The sequence below is a fragment of the Natrinema salifodinae genome (assembly GCF_900110455.1).
GTDB lineage: Archaea > Halobacteriota > Halobacteria > Halobacteriales > Natrialbaceae > Natrinema > Natrinema salifodinae.
The window spans coordinates 572,211-590,663 of the sequence record NZ_FOIS01000002.1; the positions used below are offsets into that span (position 1 = coordinate 572,211).

General features: G+C 67.7%; 18 protein-coding genes. 10 read left to right on the forward strand and 8 right to left on the reverse strand.

The genetic code is table 11. From position 1 onward, the window contains the following. The first annotated feature begins 239 nt into the window (after window positions 1-239). Entirely contained in the window at window positions 240-1,640 is a 1,401-nt protein-coding gene (locus tag BMY29_RS08175; protein WP_049988744.1) for an NAD-dependent succinate-semialdehyde dehydrogenase, read from the forward strand. A 17-nt stretch (window positions 1,641-1,657) separates the two neighbouring features. Here BMY29_RS08175 and BMY29_RS08180 read toward each other — a convergent pair whose 3' ends face one another. Next, a complete protein-coding gene (locus BMY29_RS08180; protein ID WP_241471234.1) occupies window positions 1,658-3,025 on the reverse strand; it encodes an erythromycin esterase family protein in 1,368 nt (455 codons plus the stop codon). Window positions 3,026-3,147: 122 nt separating this feature from the next. Between BMY29_RS08180 and BMY29_RS08185 the strand changes: the two genes are divergently transcribed. Both BMY29_RS08185 and BMY29_RS08190 read left to right on the forward strand, forming a co-directional pair. After that, window positions 3,148-3,867 carry a PH domain-containing protein gene (locus BMY29_RS08185; RefSeq protein WP_074854671.1) on the forward strand — a complete coding sequence of 240 codons (720 nt, stop codon included), beginning with the start codon at window positions 3,148-3,150 and terminating at the stop codon, window positions 3,865-3,867. Then, window positions 3,845-4,495, forward strand: coding sequence for a PH domain-containing protein (locus tag BMY29_RS08190; protein WP_049988685.1), 651 nt, complete (start codon window positions 3,845-3,847; stop codon window positions 4,493-4,495). The genes BMY29_RS08185 and BMY29_RS08190 overlap by 23 nt, the downstream gene beginning before the upstream one ends. Window positions 4,496-4,501: 6 nt before the next feature. Here the strand turns inward: BMY29_RS08190 and BMY29_RS08195 are convergent, their stop codons facing one another. Next, window positions 4,502-4,888, reverse strand: a complete 387-nt coding sequence (locus tag BMY29_RS08195; RefSeq protein WP_049988686.1) for a DUF5658 family protein — start codon at window positions 4,886-4,888, stop codon at window positions 4,502-4,504. An 825-nt stretch (window positions 4,889-5,713) separates the two neighbouring features. On the opposite strand from BMY29_RS08195, the gene BMY29_RS08200 reads away from it, so the two are divergent. Both BMY29_RS08200 and BMY29_RS08205 read left to right on the forward strand, forming a co-directional pair. Next, complete coding sequence (locus BMY29_RS08200) at window positions 5,714-6,904, forward strand: hypothetical protein (protein WP_049988746.1); 1,191 nt, start codon at window positions 5,714-5,716, stop codon at window positions 6,902-6,904. 3 nt (window positions 6,905-6,907) lie between these two features. Then, window positions 6,908-7,207 (forward strand): DUF8119 family protein, encoded by a 300-nt coding sequence (locus tag BMY29_RS08205; RefSeq protein WP_049988687.1) that lies wholly within the window; start codon window positions 6,908-6,910, stop codon window positions 7,205-7,207. A 34-nt stretch (window positions 7,208-7,241) separates the two neighbouring features. Here BMY29_RS08205 and BMY29_RS08210 read toward each other — a convergent pair whose 3' ends face one another. The 5 genes from BMY29_RS08210 to BMY29_RS08230 form a co-directional block, all read right to left on the reverse strand. Beyond that, complete coding sequence (locus BMY29_RS08210) at window positions 7,242-8,111, reverse strand: class 1 fructose-bisphosphatase (RefSeq protein WP_049988688.1); 870 nt, start codon at window positions 8,109-8,111, stop codon at window positions 7,242-7,244. 2 nt (window positions 8,112-8,113) lie between these two features. Continuing rightward, window positions 8,114-8,908 (reverse strand): class I fructose-bisphosphate aldolase, encoded by a 795-nt coding sequence (locus BMY29_RS08215; RefSeq protein ID WP_049988689.1) that lies wholly within the window; start codon window positions 8,906-8,908, stop codon window positions 8,114-8,116. Window positions 8,909-9,035: 127 nt separating this feature from the next. After that, entirely contained in the window at window positions 9,036-9,815 is a 780-nt protein-coding gene (locus BMY29_RS08220; protein ID WP_049988690.1) for a hypothetical protein, read from the reverse strand. A gap of 110 nt (window positions 9,816-9,925) precedes the next feature. Further along, the gene (locus tag BMY29_RS08225; RefSeq protein ID WP_049988691.1) at window positions 9,926-10,954 is read right to left on the reverse strand and encodes a GDSL-type esterase/lipase family protein; all 1,029 of its coding nucleotides are present in this window, start codon (window positions 10,952-10,954) and stop codon (window positions 9,926-9,928) included. A 227-nt stretch (window positions 10,955-11,181) separates the two neighbouring features. Next, window positions 11,182-11,610 (reverse strand): ester cyclase, encoded by a 429-nt coding sequence (locus tag BMY29_RS08230; protein ID WP_049988692.1) that lies wholly within the window; start codon window positions 11,608-11,610, stop codon window positions 11,182-11,184. A 176-nt stretch (window positions 11,611-11,786) separates the two neighbouring features. Between BMY29_RS08230 and BMY29_RS08235 the strand changes: the two genes are divergently transcribed. From BMY29_RS08235 to BMY29_RS08245, 3 genes are all read left to right on the forward strand, one after another. After that, window positions 11,787-12,641 (forward strand): 3-hydroxyacyl-CoA dehydrogenase family protein, encoded by an 855-nt coding sequence (locus tag BMY29_RS08235; RefSeq protein WP_049988693.1) that lies wholly within the window; start codon window positions 11,787-11,789, stop codon window positions 12,639-12,641. Window positions 12,642-12,719: 78 nt separating this feature from the next. After that, complete coding sequence (locus BMY29_RS08240; protein WP_049988694.1) at window positions 12,720-13,946, forward strand: pyridoxal phosphate-dependent aminotransferase; 1,227 nt, start codon at window positions 12,720-12,722, stop codon at window positions 13,944-13,946. 97 nt (window positions 13,947-14,043) lie between these two features. Further along, the gene (locus tag BMY29_RS08245) at window positions 14,044-15,333 is read left to right on the forward strand and encodes a hypothetical protein (protein ID WP_049988695.1); all 1,290 of its coding nucleotides are present in this window, start codon (window positions 14,044-14,046) and stop codon (window positions 15,331-15,333) included. A gap of 32 nt (window positions 15,334-15,365) precedes the next feature. Here BMY29_RS08245 and BMY29_RS08250 read toward each other — a convergent pair whose 3' ends face one another. Beyond that, window positions 15,366-16,412, reverse strand: coding sequence for a phytoene/squalene synthase family protein (locus BMY29_RS08250; RefSeq protein ID WP_049988696.1), 1,047 nt, complete (start codon window positions 16,410-16,412; stop codon window positions 15,366-15,368). Between the two features lie 162 nt (window positions 16,413-16,574). On the opposite strand from BMY29_RS08250, the gene BMY29_RS08255 reads away from it, so the two are divergent. Further along, the gene (locus BMY29_RS08255) at window positions 16,575-17,225 is read left to right on the forward strand and encodes an SDR family oxidoreductase (protein WP_049988697.1); all 651 of its coding nucleotides are present in this window, start codon (window positions 16,575-16,577) and stop codon (window positions 17,223-17,225) included. Between the two features lie 77 nt (window positions 17,226-17,302). Then, window positions 17,303-18,448: an acyl-CoA dehydrogenase gene (locus tag BMY29_RS08260; RefSeq protein ID WP_049988698.1), complete on the forward strand. Its 1,146-nt coding sequence runs from the start codon at window positions 17,303-17,305 to the stop codon at window positions 18,446-18,448. The last annotated feature ends 5 nt before the right edge of the window (window positions 18,449-18,453 follow it).

The window sequence follows — 18,453 nt, forward strand, 5'->3', positions numbered from 1 at the left end:
GGCCGCGGAAACGGGCCGGCCGGTTCGCAAGCGCCCGCTGGTCGCACTGGTGCCGGCGGTACCCGATCCGCGGGCAAAACGCTTGGCGCTGCATATCGATTCCACGGCCCACCGGACCCACGATCCGTGAATCCGCGGGCTCGACACGACCGGACCGCCCGCGCTCGTAGTGCGGGCTCGAAGCGGTCCTTTCGAAGGCCACCCAATGTTCTAAGCCGCTCCCCGTGGTCCGTCACCGCGTGTCTATCGAGAGTACCAACCCGGCGACCGGCGACGTCGTCGACCGCTTCGAGGAGACCTCGGACGACGAGCGAGAGGAGCACCTCGAGCGGGCGGCGGAGACCTTCGAGGAGTGGCGCGAGACGCCGATCCAGACCCGCCAGCGGCTCCTGGCGACGGCGGCCGACGTGCTCCGTGACAACGCCGAGGAGTACGCCGAACTGATGACCGAGGAGATGGGGAAACCCATCGGCCAGGCGCGCGACGAAGTGCAGAAGTGCGCGTGGGTCTGTGACTACTACGCCGAACACGCCGCCGAACATCTCCAGGACGAGGTGATCGCGAGCGAAGAGAGCGCGCGCACGGTGGTTGCCTACCAGCCGCTGGGGCCGGTATTGGCGATCATGCCCTGGAACTTCCCGTTCTGGCAGGTGTTTCGCTTTGCCGCGCCGAACCTGGCGGCGGGCAACGTCGGGCTGTTGAAACACGCGTCGAACGTCCCCGGCTGCGCGCGAGCTATCGAGGACGTCTTCGAGCAGGCGGGGTTCCCCGAGGGCGCGTTCACGACGCTGTTGATCAGTTCGAGCGAGATCGACGCGGTGATCGAGGACGACCGCGTCTCGGCCGTCACCATCACCGGCAGCGACGGCGCGGGCCGCTCGGTCGCCGAGACCGCCGGCAGCCAGCTCAAGAAGAACGTCCTCGAGTTGGGCGGCAGCGATCCCTTCGTCGTCCTCGACGACGCGCCAATGGAGCAGACGGTCGAGACGGCGGTCCAGGCGCGACTCATCAACAACGGCCAGTCCTGTATCGCGGCCAAGCGGTTCGTCGTGGTCGACGACGTCTACGACGAGTTCGTCGACCGGTTCGTCGACGCGATGGACGACCAGGTCGTCGGCGATCCGATGGACGAGGACACCGACATCGGCCCGCAGGCCCGCGAGGACCTCATGGAGGACCTCCACGAACAGGTCGAGGAGACGGTCGATCAGGGCGGCGAGATCGAGTTAGGCGGCGAGCCGATGGACCGCGATGGCGCGTTCTACCCGCCAACGGTGCTCACGGACGTCCCCGAGAACGCACCCGCGGATCAGGAGGAACTGTTCGGTCCCGTCGCGACGGTCTTTCGGGTCCCCGACGAGGAGACCGCCATCGAGAAGGCCAACGACACCCGCTTCGGGCTCGGCGCGAGCGTCTGGACCGAGGATCTCGAGCGGGGCGAGCGGGTCGCCCGCCAGTTCGAGTCCGGCCTGGCCTTCGTGAACGAACTCGTCAAGTCCGATCCGCGATTGCCCTTCGGCGGCGTGAAGGACTCTGGATACGGGCGGGAACTCTCACGACACGGCATCCGGGAGTTCGTGAACACAAAGACGATCTGGGTCCAGCAGGACGCCGGCGAGGAGACGGAGATGGTCGAGTGAGGTAACGGAAACGCGATTCAGACGCCCCAGGGATAGGTCTCGGGCGGCGTCTCGCCGCCCTCGATGTCGAAGGGGTGTAGCGCCTCGGTCTCGTCGACGTAGACGAACGCGTCGTACCGGTCCGGGAGCACCGTCCGGACGTAGTTGCCGCCCTCATAGGACGGATCGTAGACGACGCCGATCGCGCGGTGACCGCGGGGCTCGACGAGCGGATCACCGTCGTCGGTCGCGTCGCCCGCGACGCCGTACCCCCGATCGAACTCGAGGATTCCGTCGTCGAGGTCGGCTCGGTGGAAGACGTCCTCGTAGCTGCCCGCCTTCGCTTCGGGGACGGTCATGCGTTCCATTTGCGTGCCCCATTCGTCGCCGGCGATGACGGTGCCGCGGTGGGAGCCGAAGCCGACCGCGGCGACGTCGGTATCGGTCTCGCAGACCTCCTCGCGGGCCAGTTGGCCGAGGTTGAGCTTCCCGCGGTCTTCCATGCTCGTCGCGCGGGCGTCGCCGATGTGAGTGTTGTGCGCCCAGACGATCCCGGGGCCGTCGTGGAACTCGAGCAAGCGGTCCAGGGTCTCGCTCATATGTCGGTCCCGGACGTTCCAGGACTCGCTGCCGCCGCGGGCCATCGCCCGGTAGTAGGACTCGGCGTTCTTCGCCACGAGGGCGTTCTGCTCGGCGGCGAAATCGGCGAGCAGGTCGTCGCCGTCGCGGTCGCGGTCCGCGTGGTGCTCGACCGTTTCCTCGCGGAGGCCCTGCAACACGTCGAGCACTTCCGCTTCGCAGTCCTCGGGGATGAGCCGAAGCGAGCGGGCGTACTCCCGTGCATCCTCGCCGTACGGCTCGAAGCAGTGGTAGGCGTCCTTGGCCCGGTCCGCCAACTCGGGATCGCGGTCTCGGAGGTAGTCGATCACGGCGGCCATCGACTCGTAGAGGCTGTAAACGTCGAGGCCGTAGAATCCCACCCGTTCGCCGCGGGGCCGGTCCGCGTTGTACTCGGCCAGCCAGTCGAGGAACGCCGCGACCTCCCAGTTGGCCCACATCCAGGTCGGCCACCGCTCGAACGACGCGAGCACCTCGCCGGCGTCGTCGGCCTCGGTCCGCCCCGTGACGTACTCGGTCACCTCGTAGCAGTCGGTCCAGTCGCCCTCGACCGCGACGAACTCGAAGCCGCGCTCTTCGAGCAGCCTGGCCGTCAGCCGCGCCCGCAGGCGGTAGTACTCCGAGGTGCCGTGGGTGGCCTCACCCAGCAGGACGACGTCCGCGTCCGCGATGTCGTCTACCAGGCGGTCGAACCCCTCGTCGATCGACGTCGCGCGCTCGGCGACCGCGTCCGCCGCGCGGTCGAGAGCCGCGTCGGTCTCGTCCCGCTCGAATCGCTGTGCAGTCACGTGACTCACCCGCGCGGAGGTTGCGTTCGGATCCGTTTCGGGCTGACCCTTGCGTTCGTCGGCGGCTCGAGACGGTTCGAACAGACGACGCGTTTTTGTACGCACTGTTCGACTGCGGACCTATGACCGGACGAGACGCCGATGCTAACGCCGACGCCGGTGGCGACCTCGACTGGCTGTCCCTGGACGACGACGAGGAAGTCGTCTGGGCGGGCGGTCCGGACCGACGCACGCTCGTTCCGACGTTCGCGATCGGGATCCCGCTCTCGATCGTCCTGATCGGACTCGTCGTCATCGCCAGCGAGTACCTCCGGGTGACGAACACCCACTACGTCGTGACGACCCGCGCGCTGTACCGGAAGACGGGCGTCCTCTCGCGGGACGTCAAGCGGATCGAACACGAGAAAGTCCAGGACATTTCCTACGGCCAGAGCGCCCTGGGCACTCGCTTCGGCTACGGCACCGTCGAGATCAGCACCGCCGGCGGCGCCGGCGTCGAGATGGCCTTCAAATCGGTCCCCGACCCGAAAGGCGTCCAGCAACGGATCAGTGAGCAGGTCGATCGCAACCGCAACCCCGACCGCGGTGAGCGCGCTGCCGGTCGGCCGAGCGAGGACGTGCTCGACGAGATCCTCGCCGAACTGCGGGCGATCCGCCAGGCGGTCGAAAAGAGGCCGGCCGACCGGTCCGCCCGCGAGACCTCCGAGACCTCCGAGAGCGGCCGGACCGACGGCCAGCGCACCAACGGCCAGCGAACCGACGGCCGAACCGACGGCCGAACCGACGACGCTCGACCCGCCGATCGCCGCACGTACGAGTATGACGAGGACGAATCCGTCTGAGGATGCGGCCGAGTCGGGACCGGAGCCGACGGGCGGCCCCGTCGATCTCCGGAGCGGGGACGATTTGGCGCCATCGAAGCCGGCCTGGCTCCCGCGCGGGGACGACCGGGTCCGCTGGCTGGACGGGCCGCGGATCCAGACCGTCCTCCCGTGGGTCGCGCTCGCGGTCGTCGGAACGGCGGTCTTGCTGGTCGCGATCGCCGTCGACGTCCTCCCGCCGCTCGCCGGCGTCGGCGTTCCGGTCGTCGTCGCGCCGGCGCTGTGGCAGTACGCTCGCGTCTCACGGACGGCGTTCGTCGTCACGGACGCGGTCGCTGCGACCCGTCGCGGCGTCCTCGGCGTGACCGTCCGGACCGTCTCCCTCGATCGGGTCCAGAACACGACCGTCGAACAGGATCCCGTCGGCCGGATCGTCGGCTACGGCACCGTCACGATCGAGACCGCGGGCGGCGCTGACCTCGAATTCTGGCACGTCGACGAACCGGCACGGGTCCGCCGGCGGCTCGAGGCCGAACGCGAGCGCCTGGCCGCCGACGGCGAGAACGGGGTTCCGGGTCGGCGCGAGCAGTGGGAGGCGGTGCTCGCCGAGGTGCGAGACGTGCGGCGCGCGCTCGACGACGGGCGTTGAGCCGGCTCAGAGCACCATCGAAATCGCGTACACGTTGAGCGCCGCCGCGGTCAGCCACGGCACCGCCAGGCCGGCCGGCACGATGGGCCGGTAGACCGGCTCGAGGAGGCGGCGACAGACCAGGCCGACGCCGACCGCGAACGCCTTGAGAGCGAGCATGCCGGCCAGGCCGTAGCCGTCGATCGCGCTGCGAGCGGCCGGATTGGACTCGGCCAGGCCAAGGTGGAGGCCGAGGAACGTCGTGACGACGTCGGCGAGCAGGGAGACGCCCACGACGACCCAGAGCAGTCGCTCGAGGTCGACGGGCGTGACGTCGCCGGGCAGCCGGCGGCGCAGGATCGCACCCTCGGCACCGGTTCCGGCACCGGCCCCGGTCTCGGCCTCGGAACTCATAGGCTCCCCGCCGGAATCGAACCGGCTCGTCGATCGTCCGCGCCGCGCCAGCGGAAGCACGCGCCGATTCCATCGCGGGGGGTATTGTTATGGCAGGCGTAGCGGTGTCACCGATTTCGGTAAGCGGTCGTAACCGCTCGCAACGGCCGGCGTACCCGGCGGAGACGATCGAGAACGGCGGCGGAACGAGACGGGCGGATCGACGACGACGGCCGTCGACGCCGGCGGACTGGAGCGTCGTGCGGACGTAATCGGATCGTAACCCGTCAGGCTACCTGACTCGCAGTCGTCTATCGTTACAGTCCGTCGCCGAGAGCGGAGGAAGGCGAACCGTCAGCGGCTCGCGGGCGGGACGGCACGGGGAGGGTGCAGAGGGAAAGAGGAGAGACCGGATCGCACCGCAACGATCGGTGGTGATCGTTGCGGAGCTCGCTGCGAGGGGATGAGGAGGGTGCGTTGTCGCGGCGCGACCCGATTGAGAGTGCGTTCTGCCTCCGTGGTCACCAACACGGAGACATCGTACACTGACCGGCCAGGTGACACGAACGCTCGCGTTCAGTCGTGCAGGCATTATATCCGGGCGGGATCGGCAATGGTATCCGCCGCTCTCCGTCGCCCTCGCGTCGGGTTTCGAGAGTGTAACTATCTCGTTTCATTTAAGATACCGGTACGGAACTCGTCATATGGTGGCTGTGACATCTTCGGCGGCAACTGCAGGCAGAACCGCTTTCGTCGTTTTTGTCGTTCGTTTCCACGGTTACGGATCCCGCTCCCCGATGGGACGTGACGACGGAGCGGGACGGCAGCGACCACCAGAACTGCGATATGTCGGAGGCACACACCGAGCGTCTGGTCCATCGACTGGCAACGCTTCGCGAGCGGGTCGACCGCGGCATGGACCGACGGGAGTTCCTGCGAACTCTCGTCAGCGGCGGCTACGCCGTCGGGATGGCCCAGTGGCTCGGCGTCGACGACTTCCTCGCGGCCGGCAACGACGAAGTCCCCGTCGTCACCGCCCTCGTCAGGGACGACCCCGACGACCCCTGGTCGGTCCAGGAACGGACGCGGTACGTCCCCGCGGCGTGGTACGCGGCCGTCGAGAAGGCCTTCGACGTGAACGATCGCCTGGCCCGCCTAGCCTTCACCGGCTACCTCGGTAGTGCGGTCGTCCCCGGCACCTACGACAGCGAGACGGCCACCGTCTCCATCGGCGTCTCGAGCGACGGCCACTCGGTCAGCGAGATGGTCGGGGAACTCGCCGAGGGGATCGAGATCGACGTCGAGACGTTCGTCGATGTCGAGACGTTCATCGACGTCGAAGACATCCAGGACGACCCCGGAAACCGAGAGCCCCGGCTCGCGGACGTGACGCCGGACGGCCGCGTTCCCAGCGGCGTCGCCGTCGAGACGCCGTCGAGCCTGGCGACGCTGGGGCCGGCGCTGTACCATCCCGATAGCCAACAGCGGTTCTTCGTGACGGCGGGACACGCCTTCGCGGGGGAGCAGGAGATGTCCGACGGGACGCTCCTGTTACCGCGCGAGGGCGCCGAACACGCCGAACTCGGGACCGTCGCGAGCTACCACCCCGCCGAGGATATCGCCGCCATCGAACCGAACGGGCCGATCGAACCGGCCAGCCGAATCGACGCGCCGGAACGGGCCCGCGTCAGCGGACAGCTCACCAGGTTCGGGCTCGCAGACCTCGTCGCCCGCGGCGAGGAACTCGAGAAAGTGGGGGCGCTGACCGGCCACACGACCGGAAAGATTCAGGGCGTCGACGCCGTTACCTGCTTCACCGACGACTTCTGTCGCCGCGGACAGATCCGCTGGGGCGGCGAGATGGACTTGACCGACGGCGACAGCGGCTCCGTGAGCTACCACCGCGACCCCGAGAGCGACGACGGCGACGTCCTCATCGCGGGGTTCAACAACGCCCGGACCTGGTGGCCCGGCCAGAGCTACGTCTGGGGCGTCGGTGCCTATCGACTGACCGAGACCCACGGCTATCACTTCTGACACATGAGTAACGATACCGCTCGCTCGTCACGTTCGTACCGCACGCGCAACACTATCGGCAGTACGGTCCGGACCGTCTTGCGACTCGTCGGCGACCTGCTCGTCGTCTCGCTGTGGGTCCTGTTCCTGACGCTGCTGTTCCTCGAGAACACCTGGCCCCGCTGGGCGTTCTACACCCTCCTGTTGGGCGGGGTCGCCGTCTACGTCGCCGTAACGGCGGCCTGGACGGGCGGACGGAGCGGGAGTGAGAGCGAGCGGGAACGCGGCACTGCGGACGGAGATGGAGCCGAAAACGAAAACTGATTCTGCATCGCCGCACCTTCGCCGCGGCCGTCCGCTACGCCAGCGCCGCCTCGAGCCGGTCGATCAGTTCGTCGTTGCCGACGTGCAGCGGCGACCGGTCGTGGAGCTCGTCGGGCTCGACGGCGAGCAGCGAGCGCTCGCCGTCTGAGGAGCGACCGCCGGCCTGTTCGACGACGTAGCCGATCGGGTTGCCCTCGAACTGCAGGCGGAGCTTCCCCGCCGGCCGCGACTCCAGGGCCGGGTAGCCGAAGGTGCCGCCGTAGGTGAGAACCTGGTTGACGTCGCCGATCAGCGCGCCGCCGTACCGGAGTTTGAGCTCCCGCTCGATCTCGCGGGCGTACGCCCGGAAGTCGTCGGGCCAGTCGGGGACGCGCCCGCCGAAGCCGTAGACGACCGGCTCCTCGGGGACGGTGACGTCGCGCTCGACGAGCCGCCGCTCGCCGCCGGAGAGTTCGTACTCGGCGACGGTCTCGTCGGTGGCGATCACCAGCGTCGTGATCGGCCCGTAGAGGACGTAGCCCGCGGCCACCAGGGTCTCGCCGCGGGCCGGGAGCGCGGCGTCGTAGACGCCGAAGATCGTTCCCATCGCATTGTTGGACTTGAGGTTCGACGAGCCGTCGAGCGGGTCGACCGCGACCGCGTACGCGTCCGACGTCGCCGGATCGTCGCCGCAGTCGACGACGTCGGGCCGCTCCTCGCTGGCGTACTGGCCGACGCCGTCGATCGACGCCAGGCGGTCGCCGAGCAGTTCGTCGGCCCAGACGTCGGCCTCGGCCTGGGTCTCACCGCTCGGGTTCTCCCCGTCGACCGTGCCGCGGCGGCCGATCAGCCCCTGCCGAATCTCGGTCGCCGAGCGGCTGATCGTCGCGACGACTTCTTCGACGACTGGATCGGACACCGTCATCCCTATTCGGTCGCCTCGAGGGCTGCGTCTGCAGTTTCCTCCTCGTAGATGACCTTCTCGAGCGCGTCGAGGATGCGGGTGGGATCCTCGCGCTGCCAGACGTTGCGGCCGACGGCCAGGCCCGAACAGCCGGCGTTGACGGCGGCCTCGACGGTCGAGAGGAACTCGTAGTCGTCGGTCTTCGAGCCGCCGCTCATGACGACCTTCATGTCACCAGCGGCCTTGCAGGCGTGTTCCATCGCCTCAGCGTTACCGGGATACTTGACCTTCGCGATGTCGGCGCCCAACTCGAGCCCGATGCGGGTCGCGTAGGAGATGGTGCCGGGCTTGGTGTCGTTTTTCAGCCCCTGGCCGCGCGGATAGGACCACATGACGACCGGCAGGTCGTGCTCGCGGGCCTTCTCCTGGGCGTCACGGAACTCCTCGAACATCTCGACCTCGTGGTTGGAGCCGCTGTAGACGGTAAAGCCGATCGCGTCGGCGCCGACCTCCGCGGCGTAGTCGACCGACCAGTTGACCGCCGAGTCGGGTTCGCCCATCCAGAGATTCGACGTGCCGTTGAGTTTCGCCAGCAGGTTTACGTCGTCCTCGTAGCTCGGGTAGTACCCCTCCGCGATCCCCTTCTGGACGGCCATTGCGGTGACGGCGTCGTGGGTCGCCGTCTCGAAGACCGTCGCCGGATCGAGTTTCTCCGGAACCTCCTCGAAGTCGACCGGGCCGTGCTCGAGCCCGTGGTCCATCGCGAGAATTAATGATTTACCGTCGCGGACGATCGGAGAGTCGTCGATCGAAAGCATCTGTTAGTCGGTCCAACAGGCCGCTATATATCTCTGGTGGTCCTAATTATCGAAATTACGTACAACAGTAGTAATTACGTCGCGAATACGCCGATCCTCGTCAGCTCACGTACGGGTCCATCGCCGGTCACTCCAGCAGTTCCCGAGCGTTATGGCGCCAGGATCGGACGTGCAACACGTTCAGGTCGAGCAGTCTGGCGACCGTCATCGCGTCGATCGTCGCCAGGCGCTCGGCCGAGCGAATGCCGGCCTCGGCGAGGACGTCGGCGTCGTCGGGGCCGACGCCGGTCACGGCGGTCACGGGCGTCGGTTTCGGATACGGCCGCTCGGAGGGTCGCTCCCGGCCCACCGAGACGGGCACCGAGTGCTCGTACTCGAAGGTCTGCCAGTCCTCGTCGCCGCTGACAGCGATCCACTCGCGTTCGGCGTCGCCGAGGCCCCGAACCTCGTTCGATCGCCGCTCGAGGTCGCCGTCGCCGTCGAACGACCACGGGAGGGAGAATCGGCGGCGCAGTTCGTCGGCGGTCTCCTCGTCGACGTCCGCGTCGAGCAACAGCCGGTAGGAGTGCTCTTTCCTCCGAACCGCGTCGGGATCGATGCCGGCGCCCGCGAGCGCCTCCCGTTCCTCGGGGCCGATTTTGGCCCGCTCAGGTCGTGGTCCGTCGCCGTCGTTTCGCGTCGATTCGTCGGCCGACTCGAGGACGTCGTTCTCGTCGAATTCGAGTTCGACGTGCTCGGCGTCCTCGTCGACGTCGTCGATGTCGATATCGACCGAGATGCCGATTCCGAGATCGACGGGTTCCGTCGTCTCGCCGGCGCTCTCTCCTGTCGGTTCGGCGTCAGCTTCGCTCTCGGCCTCGCTGCCGTCTTGCGTTCTCGGCTCGCCGAGGGCGTCGTTCTTGCTCACACGATTCACCAGTTGTCGGTAGCTCTCACTGTCGATCCTTGAAGATTACCCTCGGTCGATCGGCCTTCGGACCCGCCCGGGGTGGTCCGGACCGCCGCGACGAATTGTGCTCAGTCCTCGAGCAGCGCCTCGAGTTCGGCGGCGAGCGCCTCGCCCATCGTGATCATCGCGTTGTCACCGGGGTGGACCAGATCGGGCGTGAGCCCCTCGATCGTGGGGAGCAGTTCGGGCCCCTCGAGCAGGTGGACGTTGTCGTGGGGCGTTTCGGCGACGACCGCGCGCAGTTCCTCGCGAAACCGCTCGCACTCGTCCCCCTCCTCGGCGCTCCGGCAGACGTCGCGAGCGTTCGTGAAGATGGTGATCGGGACGACCGGCTTTTCGGGGTGGACGCTCGCCACCCGGTCGATCATTCGCGCGGCCCGCCCGCGGAACTCCGCGGGGTCGAAGGTGCCGACCATGTTCACCGAGATCGAGAGCGTCGCTACGTCCCAGTCGCCGCGGTTGGCGATGTAGTCGGCCATCGCGACGTCGCAGTAGGCCGTGCCACAGGAGCCGAGGTTGATGAGGTCGGCGTCGAGTCGGCGCGCCGCCTGGTCGGCGTAGGTCAGGTGCTCGGCCAGCGGCGCCTCGCCCTCGGTGATCGAGGTTCCGTACGCGAGGTAGCGCCGGTCGGGAAGTTCGTCCTCGCGCGGCGGTCGGACGTCGCCGTCGACGCCGTGGTAGACCATCGGTCCGCCGCGGTGTTCGCCGGGTAACCGGATTCGACAGACGCGAGGGTCGAAGGCGAGGTCCTCGCGGGCCGTCGGCTCGAGGTCGGTGAGCTTCTCCGGGATCGAAACTTCGATCGGCGTCGGCTCGGTCCCGACGACGACTTCCGTCGAGCCCTGAACCGGGCCCCAGAAGACGCGGACAGTGCCGGCCTCGGCGCTGCCGCCTGGCATCGTCGAGAGCGTGACCGTCGCGGCGCCGTCGGGGACGAACCGGAGTTCGACGCCGGCGGGGTGGCGCATCCGCGACTGCGCGCCGTCGTTGAGTTTGCGGCGGACCGGTTCCGGAACGCGCTGCAGCAGCCGTCCGTCGCGGCCCTCGACCGGTCGGCTGTCGCCGACGTTGTGAAACCGGATGAGATCCCGTTGCATGGTTCCACCGGCTGTCCCACCTACTTATCAGTTGTTGGTGGTCCAATTTTTACCCGTTCTACACGCGAACGCTTGTCGGGAGGGACGTTGCTGTTTTTGTGTTCACTCACGAGCGTAACTACCCCTTCCCATCTGGTTTCTGACACCGTTTCGCGAGCGAGGTCCCGAGTGAGTGTGCGACCGGTTCAGAACCCGAATCGAGAACGCCTGCTGCTCGTGGTCGGCTACTATTCGGCCAAGGGGTCCCGTCCGAGTTGCTTGAGCATGCCGAAGATGTCGACGTTCGCCCATCGCTCGGCTACCTTCCCGTCTTCGACGCGGACGACGTTGATCCCCATGATGTCGATTCGGTTTCCCGTCGGCTCGATGCCCATGAATCGACCCTCGTGGGTGCCGGTCGCACGCCCCCAGAACGAGACCAGATCGCCCTCAGCGATGTAGTCGTCCACTGCGAACTGAAGGTCCGGAAACGCCCGGTGATACCCCCTGATGAACGCCTTGAACTCCGATAGCGGTTCCTTTCCGTCACCCGTCGGGTCGTGGTACACCTGGTGCTCGGTGAGGACCTCGTCCATCTCTTCGACGTTCCCCTCGTTCCACACCGTCTCGACGTAGCGGCGAGCGACGTCCTTCGGATCCGGTTTGCCGGTTACCATACCGCGTATACGCTCCCGCTACGCATAAACGGGGCTCTCGATGCCAGATCACGTACGTACTCGGCGAGTCGTTTCGATCCTCTCCCTCGCTTCACCCCGTCGTCCGACCGGCTCACGGTTCGCAGCCGCGCGAATCGAGCCCCCACGTTTACCACCCCGTCCGTCGAACTCGGAGCATGGTACGCGACCGAATCGACCGGATCGGCGTGGTCGGCGCGGGGACGATGGGCAACGGCATCGCACAGGTCGCCGCCACCAACGGCTACGACGTCGTGATGCGCGATATCGAACAAGAATTCGTCGAGAGCGGCTTCGAGAACATCGACGACAGCCTCGAACGGCTCGCGAACCGGGACGCGCTCGCGGACGAACCCGCGACGATCCGTGACCGAATCGAGGGGACGACGGCCGTCGAGGACCTGGCCGACTGCGATCTCGTCGTCGAGGCCGCGCTCGAGGAGATGGACGTCAAACGGGAGGTGTTCGCCGACCTCGAGCGGGTCTGCGACGAGGACGTCCTGCTGGCGACGAACACGAGCACGCTCTCGATCACGTCGATCGCGTCGGACCTCGAGCACCCCGAACGCGTGATCGGGCTCCACTTCATGAACCCGGTTCCGATCATGGAGGGCGTCGAGGTTGTCGTCGGCGAGAAGACGACCGACGCGGCGACCAGCCTGGCCCACGACCTCGCCGAGGACCTCGGGAAGACGACCTGGGAGGCTGACGACAAGCCAGGCTTCGTCACCAACCGCATCCTGATGCCCTGGATCAACGAGGGGATCCGCACCTACGACGAGGGCGTCGCCACGAAGGAGGACATCGACGCGGGGATGGAACTCGGGACGAACGTCCCGATGGGACCGCTCACCCTCGCCGACCACATCGGCCTGGACGTCTGCCTGCACGCCTCCGAGACGCTCCACGAGGAGTTGGGCGACCGGTACACACCCGCCTACCTCCTCAAGCGGAAGGTCGAGGCCGGCGACCTGGGGAAGAAGTCGGGCAAGGGGTTCTACGAGTACGAATAGCTCTTTTCAGCGGGTTACCCTCGGTTCACCACTCGAGACTCCGAATCTTCTTGCCGCTCACGGTGTACGTCTCGAGCAATGGACCGCCCTTCCGCCGCCTCCGATCCGGGCGAGTCGAGTCAGACCGGGATCTCGGATCGCGTCCGCGATATCGAGGCCCAGCAGATCCGCGTGATGTTCGAACGCGCCGCCGAATACGAGAGCGAGGACGAGGTCGATCTGGTCCACCTCGAGTTCGGCGAGCCCGACTTCGACACGCCACAGCACATCGTCGATGCGGCGTACGACGCCGCCAGCGCCGGCGCGACGCGCTACACCTCGAACGCGGGAACGCCCGAACTCAGAGCGGCCCTCGCCGAGACGCTGTCGGCCGAAACGGATCGGACGGTCGACCCGGCGTCCGAGGTCGTCGTCACGAACGGCGGCGTCGAGGCGCTGCACCTCGCGATTCAGACGGCCGCCGACCCGGGCGAGGCGGTCGTCGTCCCGACGCCCGCCTGGCCGAACCCGATCTCACAGGCGAAACTCGCCGACGCCGTCCCCGTCGAGGTGCCGTTGCCGGCCGAGACAGGCTTCGAGCCCGACCCCAACCGGATCGTCGACGCGATCGGGCCGAATACGGCGGCCGTCGTGCTGACTTCCCCCTCGAACCCGACCGGCCGCGTGGTCACCGAAGACGCCGTCGAGCGCGTCGTCCGCGCCGCCGCCGAACACGGGGCCTACGTACTCGCCGACGAAGTGTACAGGGAGCTCACCTACGACGAGACGCCGCCTCGGGTCGCGAGCGTCACCGACCGCGACGAGCGGGTCCTCTCGATCGGCTCTTTCTCGAAGGCCTACGCGATGACGGGCTGGCGCGTCGGCTGGCTCTCGGGGCCGGCCGAGCTCGTCACGCAGATCGCGAAGATCCACGAGAGCACGACCTCCTGCGTCAACACGCCCGCGCAGTACGCCGCGCTCGAGGCGCTGACCGGACCGCAGGACCCGTTCCAGAAGATGGCGGACGCATTCCGCGCTCGCCGCGACTACGTCGTCGACCGCCTCGAGTCGATCCCCCACGTCTCCGCCGCCCGGCCGGAGGGGGCCTTCTACGCGTTCGTGGACGTGAGCGCGCTCGAGGGCACGAGCACGGACATCGCCGAGCGACTGCTCTACGACTACGAGGTCGTGGCGGCCCCGGGCCAGGCCTTCGGCGACGGCGGCGAGGGACACCTCCGGCTGAGCTTCGCGAACGACCGCGACCGGCTCGAACTGGGGTTGGATCGACTCGAAGCGATGGTCCGAACCGAACTGGGTCCCGAGTGACTCGAGTCGTCCCGGGGTGGCCGAGTCGCGCTCGGACCTCGGACGCCAACTCGATTCGCCCTACTGTTTTTATATCTTATATTCGAATTACGAATGAATGCGCGCTTCCCGCCCCGCTATCGTTGCCCTCCTCTGTCTCGTCAGTCTCGTCAGTCTCGTCGGCCTCGCCGGAATCGCCGTCGTCGCGGGCGCACCGCCGCCGATACAGCTCTGTGGCAGTTGCGCCTCCGACGTCCCCGGGGCGACGGGGCCGGGAACGCTCGACGTTTACGTCGACGCCGACGGCGACTCGATGTGGGTCGAACGGGTCCCCGTGACCGAGTCCGCCGCCGACCGGTATCGCGAGAACGCCATCAGCCTCGAGCGAACTGTCCGCGAGCAGCGGAGCCCTCGACGCGTTGTCGGTGACGACGCCGACCGCACGGTCGTCCTGGAAGACGGGACCGTCACGGTGACCTACACCGTCGACGACGTCGCCAGGCCAGGCGTTCGCGACGCCTGGCTCTTCGACTACTTCGCGAACGCCAGATACCGGCTGGCCGGCGAGCGAGTAACGGTCCACGCGCCCGAGGACACCGTCGTGACGAACGCGCCGCGGGACGCGAGCGTCGACGGGAACGCGGTGACGTGGACCACCGACGGCGGGTTCGGCAGCCGAACGTACGTCACGTACGGACCGAGCGACTCGCCCCTCGTCGGCACCGCGAGCGGCTACGCGACGATCGGTCTCGAGGTGGGGCCGGCGGCGCTCGACCGGGGCGTCACCGGCGGCATCGTCCCTGCGGCGCTGCTCGCGGTCGCCGGCCTGGCGGTCGGCCGCGTCGATAGGGGTCGGGACGCGTTCGATCTGCCCGATCTCGAGCGGTTACTCGCCGCCGTCGGCGCGATCGGCGCGGTCGGGCTGGTCGTCGCGAGTACGGCCGCAACTGGCCGTCCCCTAGACCCCGGGTTCGGCGCGCTGAGCGCCCTCGGTATCGGATACGCTGGGCTCAGTATCGCGGCTCGTCGCAGCGCGTCTCGACGCGGCGTCCGCGGCGCGATCGGGCTCGCGGTGCTCGCGACGCTGGGTACCGGCGTGCTACTGTGGCTCCTCGGCGGCCTCTCGTCCCTGGTCGTCCTCCCGTTCGGACTGGCCGCAGCCCTCTTCCTGCCGCTCGGATGCGCGGCCGAGCGCGGCTCGAATCCGCTCGTTGCGCCGCTTCTCACGGCGCTCGCGTCGACCGCGCTGCTCGTCGGGGCTGTGGCGCTGGCGGCGCTCCTCTCGCCGAGCGGACTCGGAATTCCGGTCTACTGGGTCCTGATAGCGTGGTGGGCCGTCACCGTCGCCGCGTTCGGGTATCCGCTCGCGCTCTTGGGACGGCGCCTGGCCGCCGAACGGAAGAACTAGCGACGCGAGCGCAACCCGAGACGACCGCAACGTTACTGGTGAAGCGGCTGTTCGGCCATCGTGGCACGAAGCTCGTCGAGCCGCGAGCGGGAGACGCCGTCTTCGAACTGCTGGAGGAGCGCGTACACCTCCGCGCGGGAGACCTTGACGTCGCCCTCGCGGACGACGTCTTCGGGGCGTTCGCGCAGTTCCCGCAGGGTGCCGACCGCCAGTAGGTAGGGAATTGCCCACGCCGAGAGCCGGTTGCCGTGGTGTTCCGGCACGACTTCGAGGTAGCGCTGGGCGTCGTCGAGGTAGCGTTCCGCGCGGCCGGTCACGCGCTTGATGACGTTCGTGACGCCGCCGTGGTTCGCCTCGTGGGTAACCTCCTCGACGCCGACGTCCTCCGCCGCGAGCCACTCGGCGGGGAGGTAGACGTTGTTCTCCTCGTGGTAGTCCGATTCGACGTCCTTCGCGATGTTGACCAACTGTAACAGGAGGGCGAACGAGCGGGCGTTCTCCCGCATCTCCTCGGCCCGGTCCTGGGACGTGCCACGGGCGACCAGGCCGGTGATCAGGGTGCCGACGGTGCCGGCAGCGTACCAGCAGTACTCCTCGAGTTCTTCGACGGTCTGGAGACGTAGTCCGCCCTCGTCGGCGTACCGGTCGGTGAACATCGCCATCCCGTCGACGAGTTCGCGGACGGGTTCGCGCATGATTTCGCGGGGCACCTCGTCGAGCGACTCGAACGTGTGCAACACGCGGGGCGTCTGGGCGACGACCTCCCAGTCCTCGCTCCGCTCGTCGGGGATCCAGGGCTCGACGTCGTTCATGAACGTCTCGATGGAGCCGTCCCCGTTCGGGTCGAGCAATCGGTCGTACTCCGCGAGCAGTTCTGTCTGGGTCTCCGGCGGAATGTGTCCGGCGTCCTCAATCGTGTCGGCGATTCGACAGAGAAGGTATCCGAGACAGATATGTCTCGCCATCGGCTCCTCGAGCCGGTCGATCGTGATCGAAAAGGTCCGCGAAACACCGTGTACGGCGTCGTAGCACCACTCGAGATCGGCGTCGGTGGAGGGTTCGGGCTGGCCCGTGGTCATCTACTCGAGTTAGTTTCGTGACCATCCCGGAAAAACGCCGCGGTCGCGGCGCGATCTTCCGATCATCGGGAGCGACACGTCACGAGCCGGGAACGACCCGCCGTTGCCCGCCCGGCGAGGGCCGACGAAACCCGTAACACAGTCCCGACCGTAGCCGCGATCGTGAGCCAGACCGTACTCATCGCCGGATCGCACGGGCAGGTCGGACAGCACGTCACGGAACTGCTCGGGGAGAGCGATCACACCGCCCGCGCGATGGTCCGCGAGGAATCCCAGGTCGACGAGATGGACGCCCTCGGGGGCGAACCGGTCGTCGCCGACCTGACCGAAGACGTCGACCACGCCGTCGAGGGCTGCGATTCGATCGTCTTCGCGGCCGGCTCCGGCGGCGAGGACGTCTACGGCGTCGACCGCGACGGCGCGATCAACCTGATCGACGCCGCGACCGAGGCGGGCGTCGACCGGTTCGTGATGCTCAGTTCGATGGGCGCCGACGACCCCGAGGCGGGTCCCGACCCGCTTCGGGACTACCTGATCGCCAAGGCCGAGGCCGACGAGTACCTCCGCAGCAGCGGTCTCACGTACACGATCGTCCGGCCAGGCGAACTGACGAACGAGCCCGGGACCGGCGAGATCCAGGTCGCCGATAGCCTCGACATGGACGCGGGCGATATCCCCCGCGAGGACGTCGCGCAGACGCTCGCGGCCGCGATCGACTTCGAGCCGGTCTACGGCGAGACGTTCGAGATCCTCTCGGGCGACGAGCCGATCGCGAACGCGCTGTCGGCGGTCGGGTCCGACGGATCGAGTTGACGAGCGATCATCGGGGACCGACCAATGGCGGAGAAAGATAATGAACTATAAAGACCCGAGGGCACGAACCCTCGGGCATGGATTTCGCACTCTCTCCGGAACAGCAGCAGATCCGCGACATGGTCTCGGAGTTCGTCGACGAAGAAGTCGTTCCCCTGGCGGAGGAGATCGACCACAGCGACGAGTTTCCCCAGGATCTGGTGAGCGAGATGGCCGACCTGGGCCTGCTGGGAATGCCCTTCCCCGAGGAGTACGGCGGGGCCGGTCTGGACTACCACTCCTACGCGATCGGGCTCGAGGAGATCTCTCGCGGGTCGGGCGGCCTGGGGACGATCGTCGCCGCCCACACCTCGCTGGCGGGGAACATGCTCTACGAGTTTGGTGACGAGTCCCAGAAGGAGGAGTACCTGACGCCGCTGGCGGAGGGCCGGGACATCGGCGCGTTCGCGCTCTCGGAGGCCGGCGCGGGCAGCGACGTGCCGGCCATGGAGACGACCGCCGAGAAGGAGGGCGACGAGTACGTCATCGACGGCGGAAAGCTCTGGATTTCGAACGGCTCCGTCGCCGACACGGTCACGCTGTTCGCGAAGACCGATCCCGAGGCGGGCAACAAGGGCATCTCGTCCTTTATCGTCCGCCCCGAGGAGGACGACGGGTTCATCGTCGAAGGGACGGAGGAGAAACTCGGCGACAAGGGGTGTCCGACGGCCGAACTGCGGTTCGACGACCTCCGGATCCCCGAAGACCGGCTGCTCGGCGAGGAGGGCGAAGGCTTCGTCCACGCGCTGAAGACCTTAAACGGCGGTCGCATCACGATCGCGGCCCGCGGCGTCGGCATCGCCCGCGCGGCCTTCGAGGAGGCCCGCGACTACGCCAACGAGCGCGAGCAGTTCGGCCACCCCATCGGCGAGTTCCAGTCGATCAAGCACAAGCTGGCGGACATGGACACGAAGATCCAAGCCGCCCGGATGCTCATGCACAAGGCCGCAGATAAGAAGATCCGCGGCGAGGACTACATCAAGGACGCCGCCCAGGCCAAGCTCTACGCTTCGGAAGTGAGCCGCGAGGTCGCCAACGAGGGCATCCAGATCCACGGCGGCTACGGCTACACGAAGGACTTCGCCGCCGAGCGGTTCTACCGCGACGCCAAGCTCAACGAGATCTACGAGGGCACCAGCGAGGTGCTGCGGAACACGATCGGCGATCAGTTGCTCGACGAGTGAGACGA

Excerpts from the sequence above, each read along its gene's own strand:
- BMY29_RS08215 (WP_049988689.1), bottom strand. The coding sequence starts at position 8,908 with ATGCTTTCGATCGACGACTCTCCGATCGTCCGCGACGGTAAATCATTA.
- BMY29_RS08185 (WP_074854671.1), top strand. The coding sequence starts at position 3,148 with ATGACCGGACGAGACGCCGATGCTAACGCCGACGCCGGTGGCGACCTC.
- BMY29_RS08200 (WP_049988746.1), top strand. The coding sequence starts at position 5,714 with ATGTCGGAGGCACACACCGAGCGTCTGGTCCATCGACTGGCAACGCTT.
- BMY29_RS08245 (WP_049988695.1), top strand. The coding sequence starts at position 14,044 with ATGCGCGCTTCCCGCCCCGCTATCGTTGCCCTCCTCTGTCTCGTCAGT.
- BMY29_RS08250 (WP_049988696.1), bottom strand. The coding sequence starts at position 16,412 with ATGACCACGGGCCAGCCCGAACCCTCCACCGACGCCGATCTCGAGTGG.
- BMY29_RS08230 (WP_049988692.1), bottom strand. The coding sequence starts at position 11,610 with ATGGTAACCGGCAAACCGGATCCGAAGGACGTCGCTCGCCGCTACGTC.
- BMY29_RS08235 (WP_049988693.1), top strand. The coding sequence starts at position 11,787 with ATGGTACGCGACCGAATCGACCGGATCGGCGTGGTCGGCGCGGGGACG.
- BMY29_RS08260 (WP_049988698.1), top strand. The coding sequence starts at position 17,303 with ATGGATTTCGCACTCTCTCCGGAACAGCAGCAGATCCGCGACATGGTC.
- BMY29_RS08205 (WP_049988687.1), top strand. The coding sequence starts at position 6,908 with ATGAGTAACGATACCGCTCGCTCGTCACGTTCGTACCGCACGCGCAAC.
- BMY29_RS08190 (WP_049988685.1), top strand. The coding sequence starts at position 3,845 with ATGACGAGGACGAATCCGTCTGAGGATGCGGCCGAGTCGGGACCGGAG.
- BMY29_RS08210 (WP_049988688.1), bottom strand. The coding sequence starts at position 8,111 with ATGACGGTGTCCGATCCAGTCGTCGAAGAAGTCGTCGCGACGATCAGC.
- BMY29_RS08240 (WP_049988694.1), top strand. The coding sequence starts at position 12,720 with ATGGACCGCCCTTCCGCCGCCTCCGATCCGGGCGAGTCGAGTCAGACC.
- BMY29_RS08225 (WP_049988691.1), bottom strand. The coding sequence starts at position 10,954 with ATGCAACGGGATCTCATCCGGTTTCACAACGTCGGCGACAGCCGACCG.
- BMY29_RS08195 (WP_049988686.1), bottom strand. The coding sequence starts at position 4,888 with ATGAGTTCCGAGGCCGAGACCGGGGCCGGTGCCGGAACCGGTGCCGAG.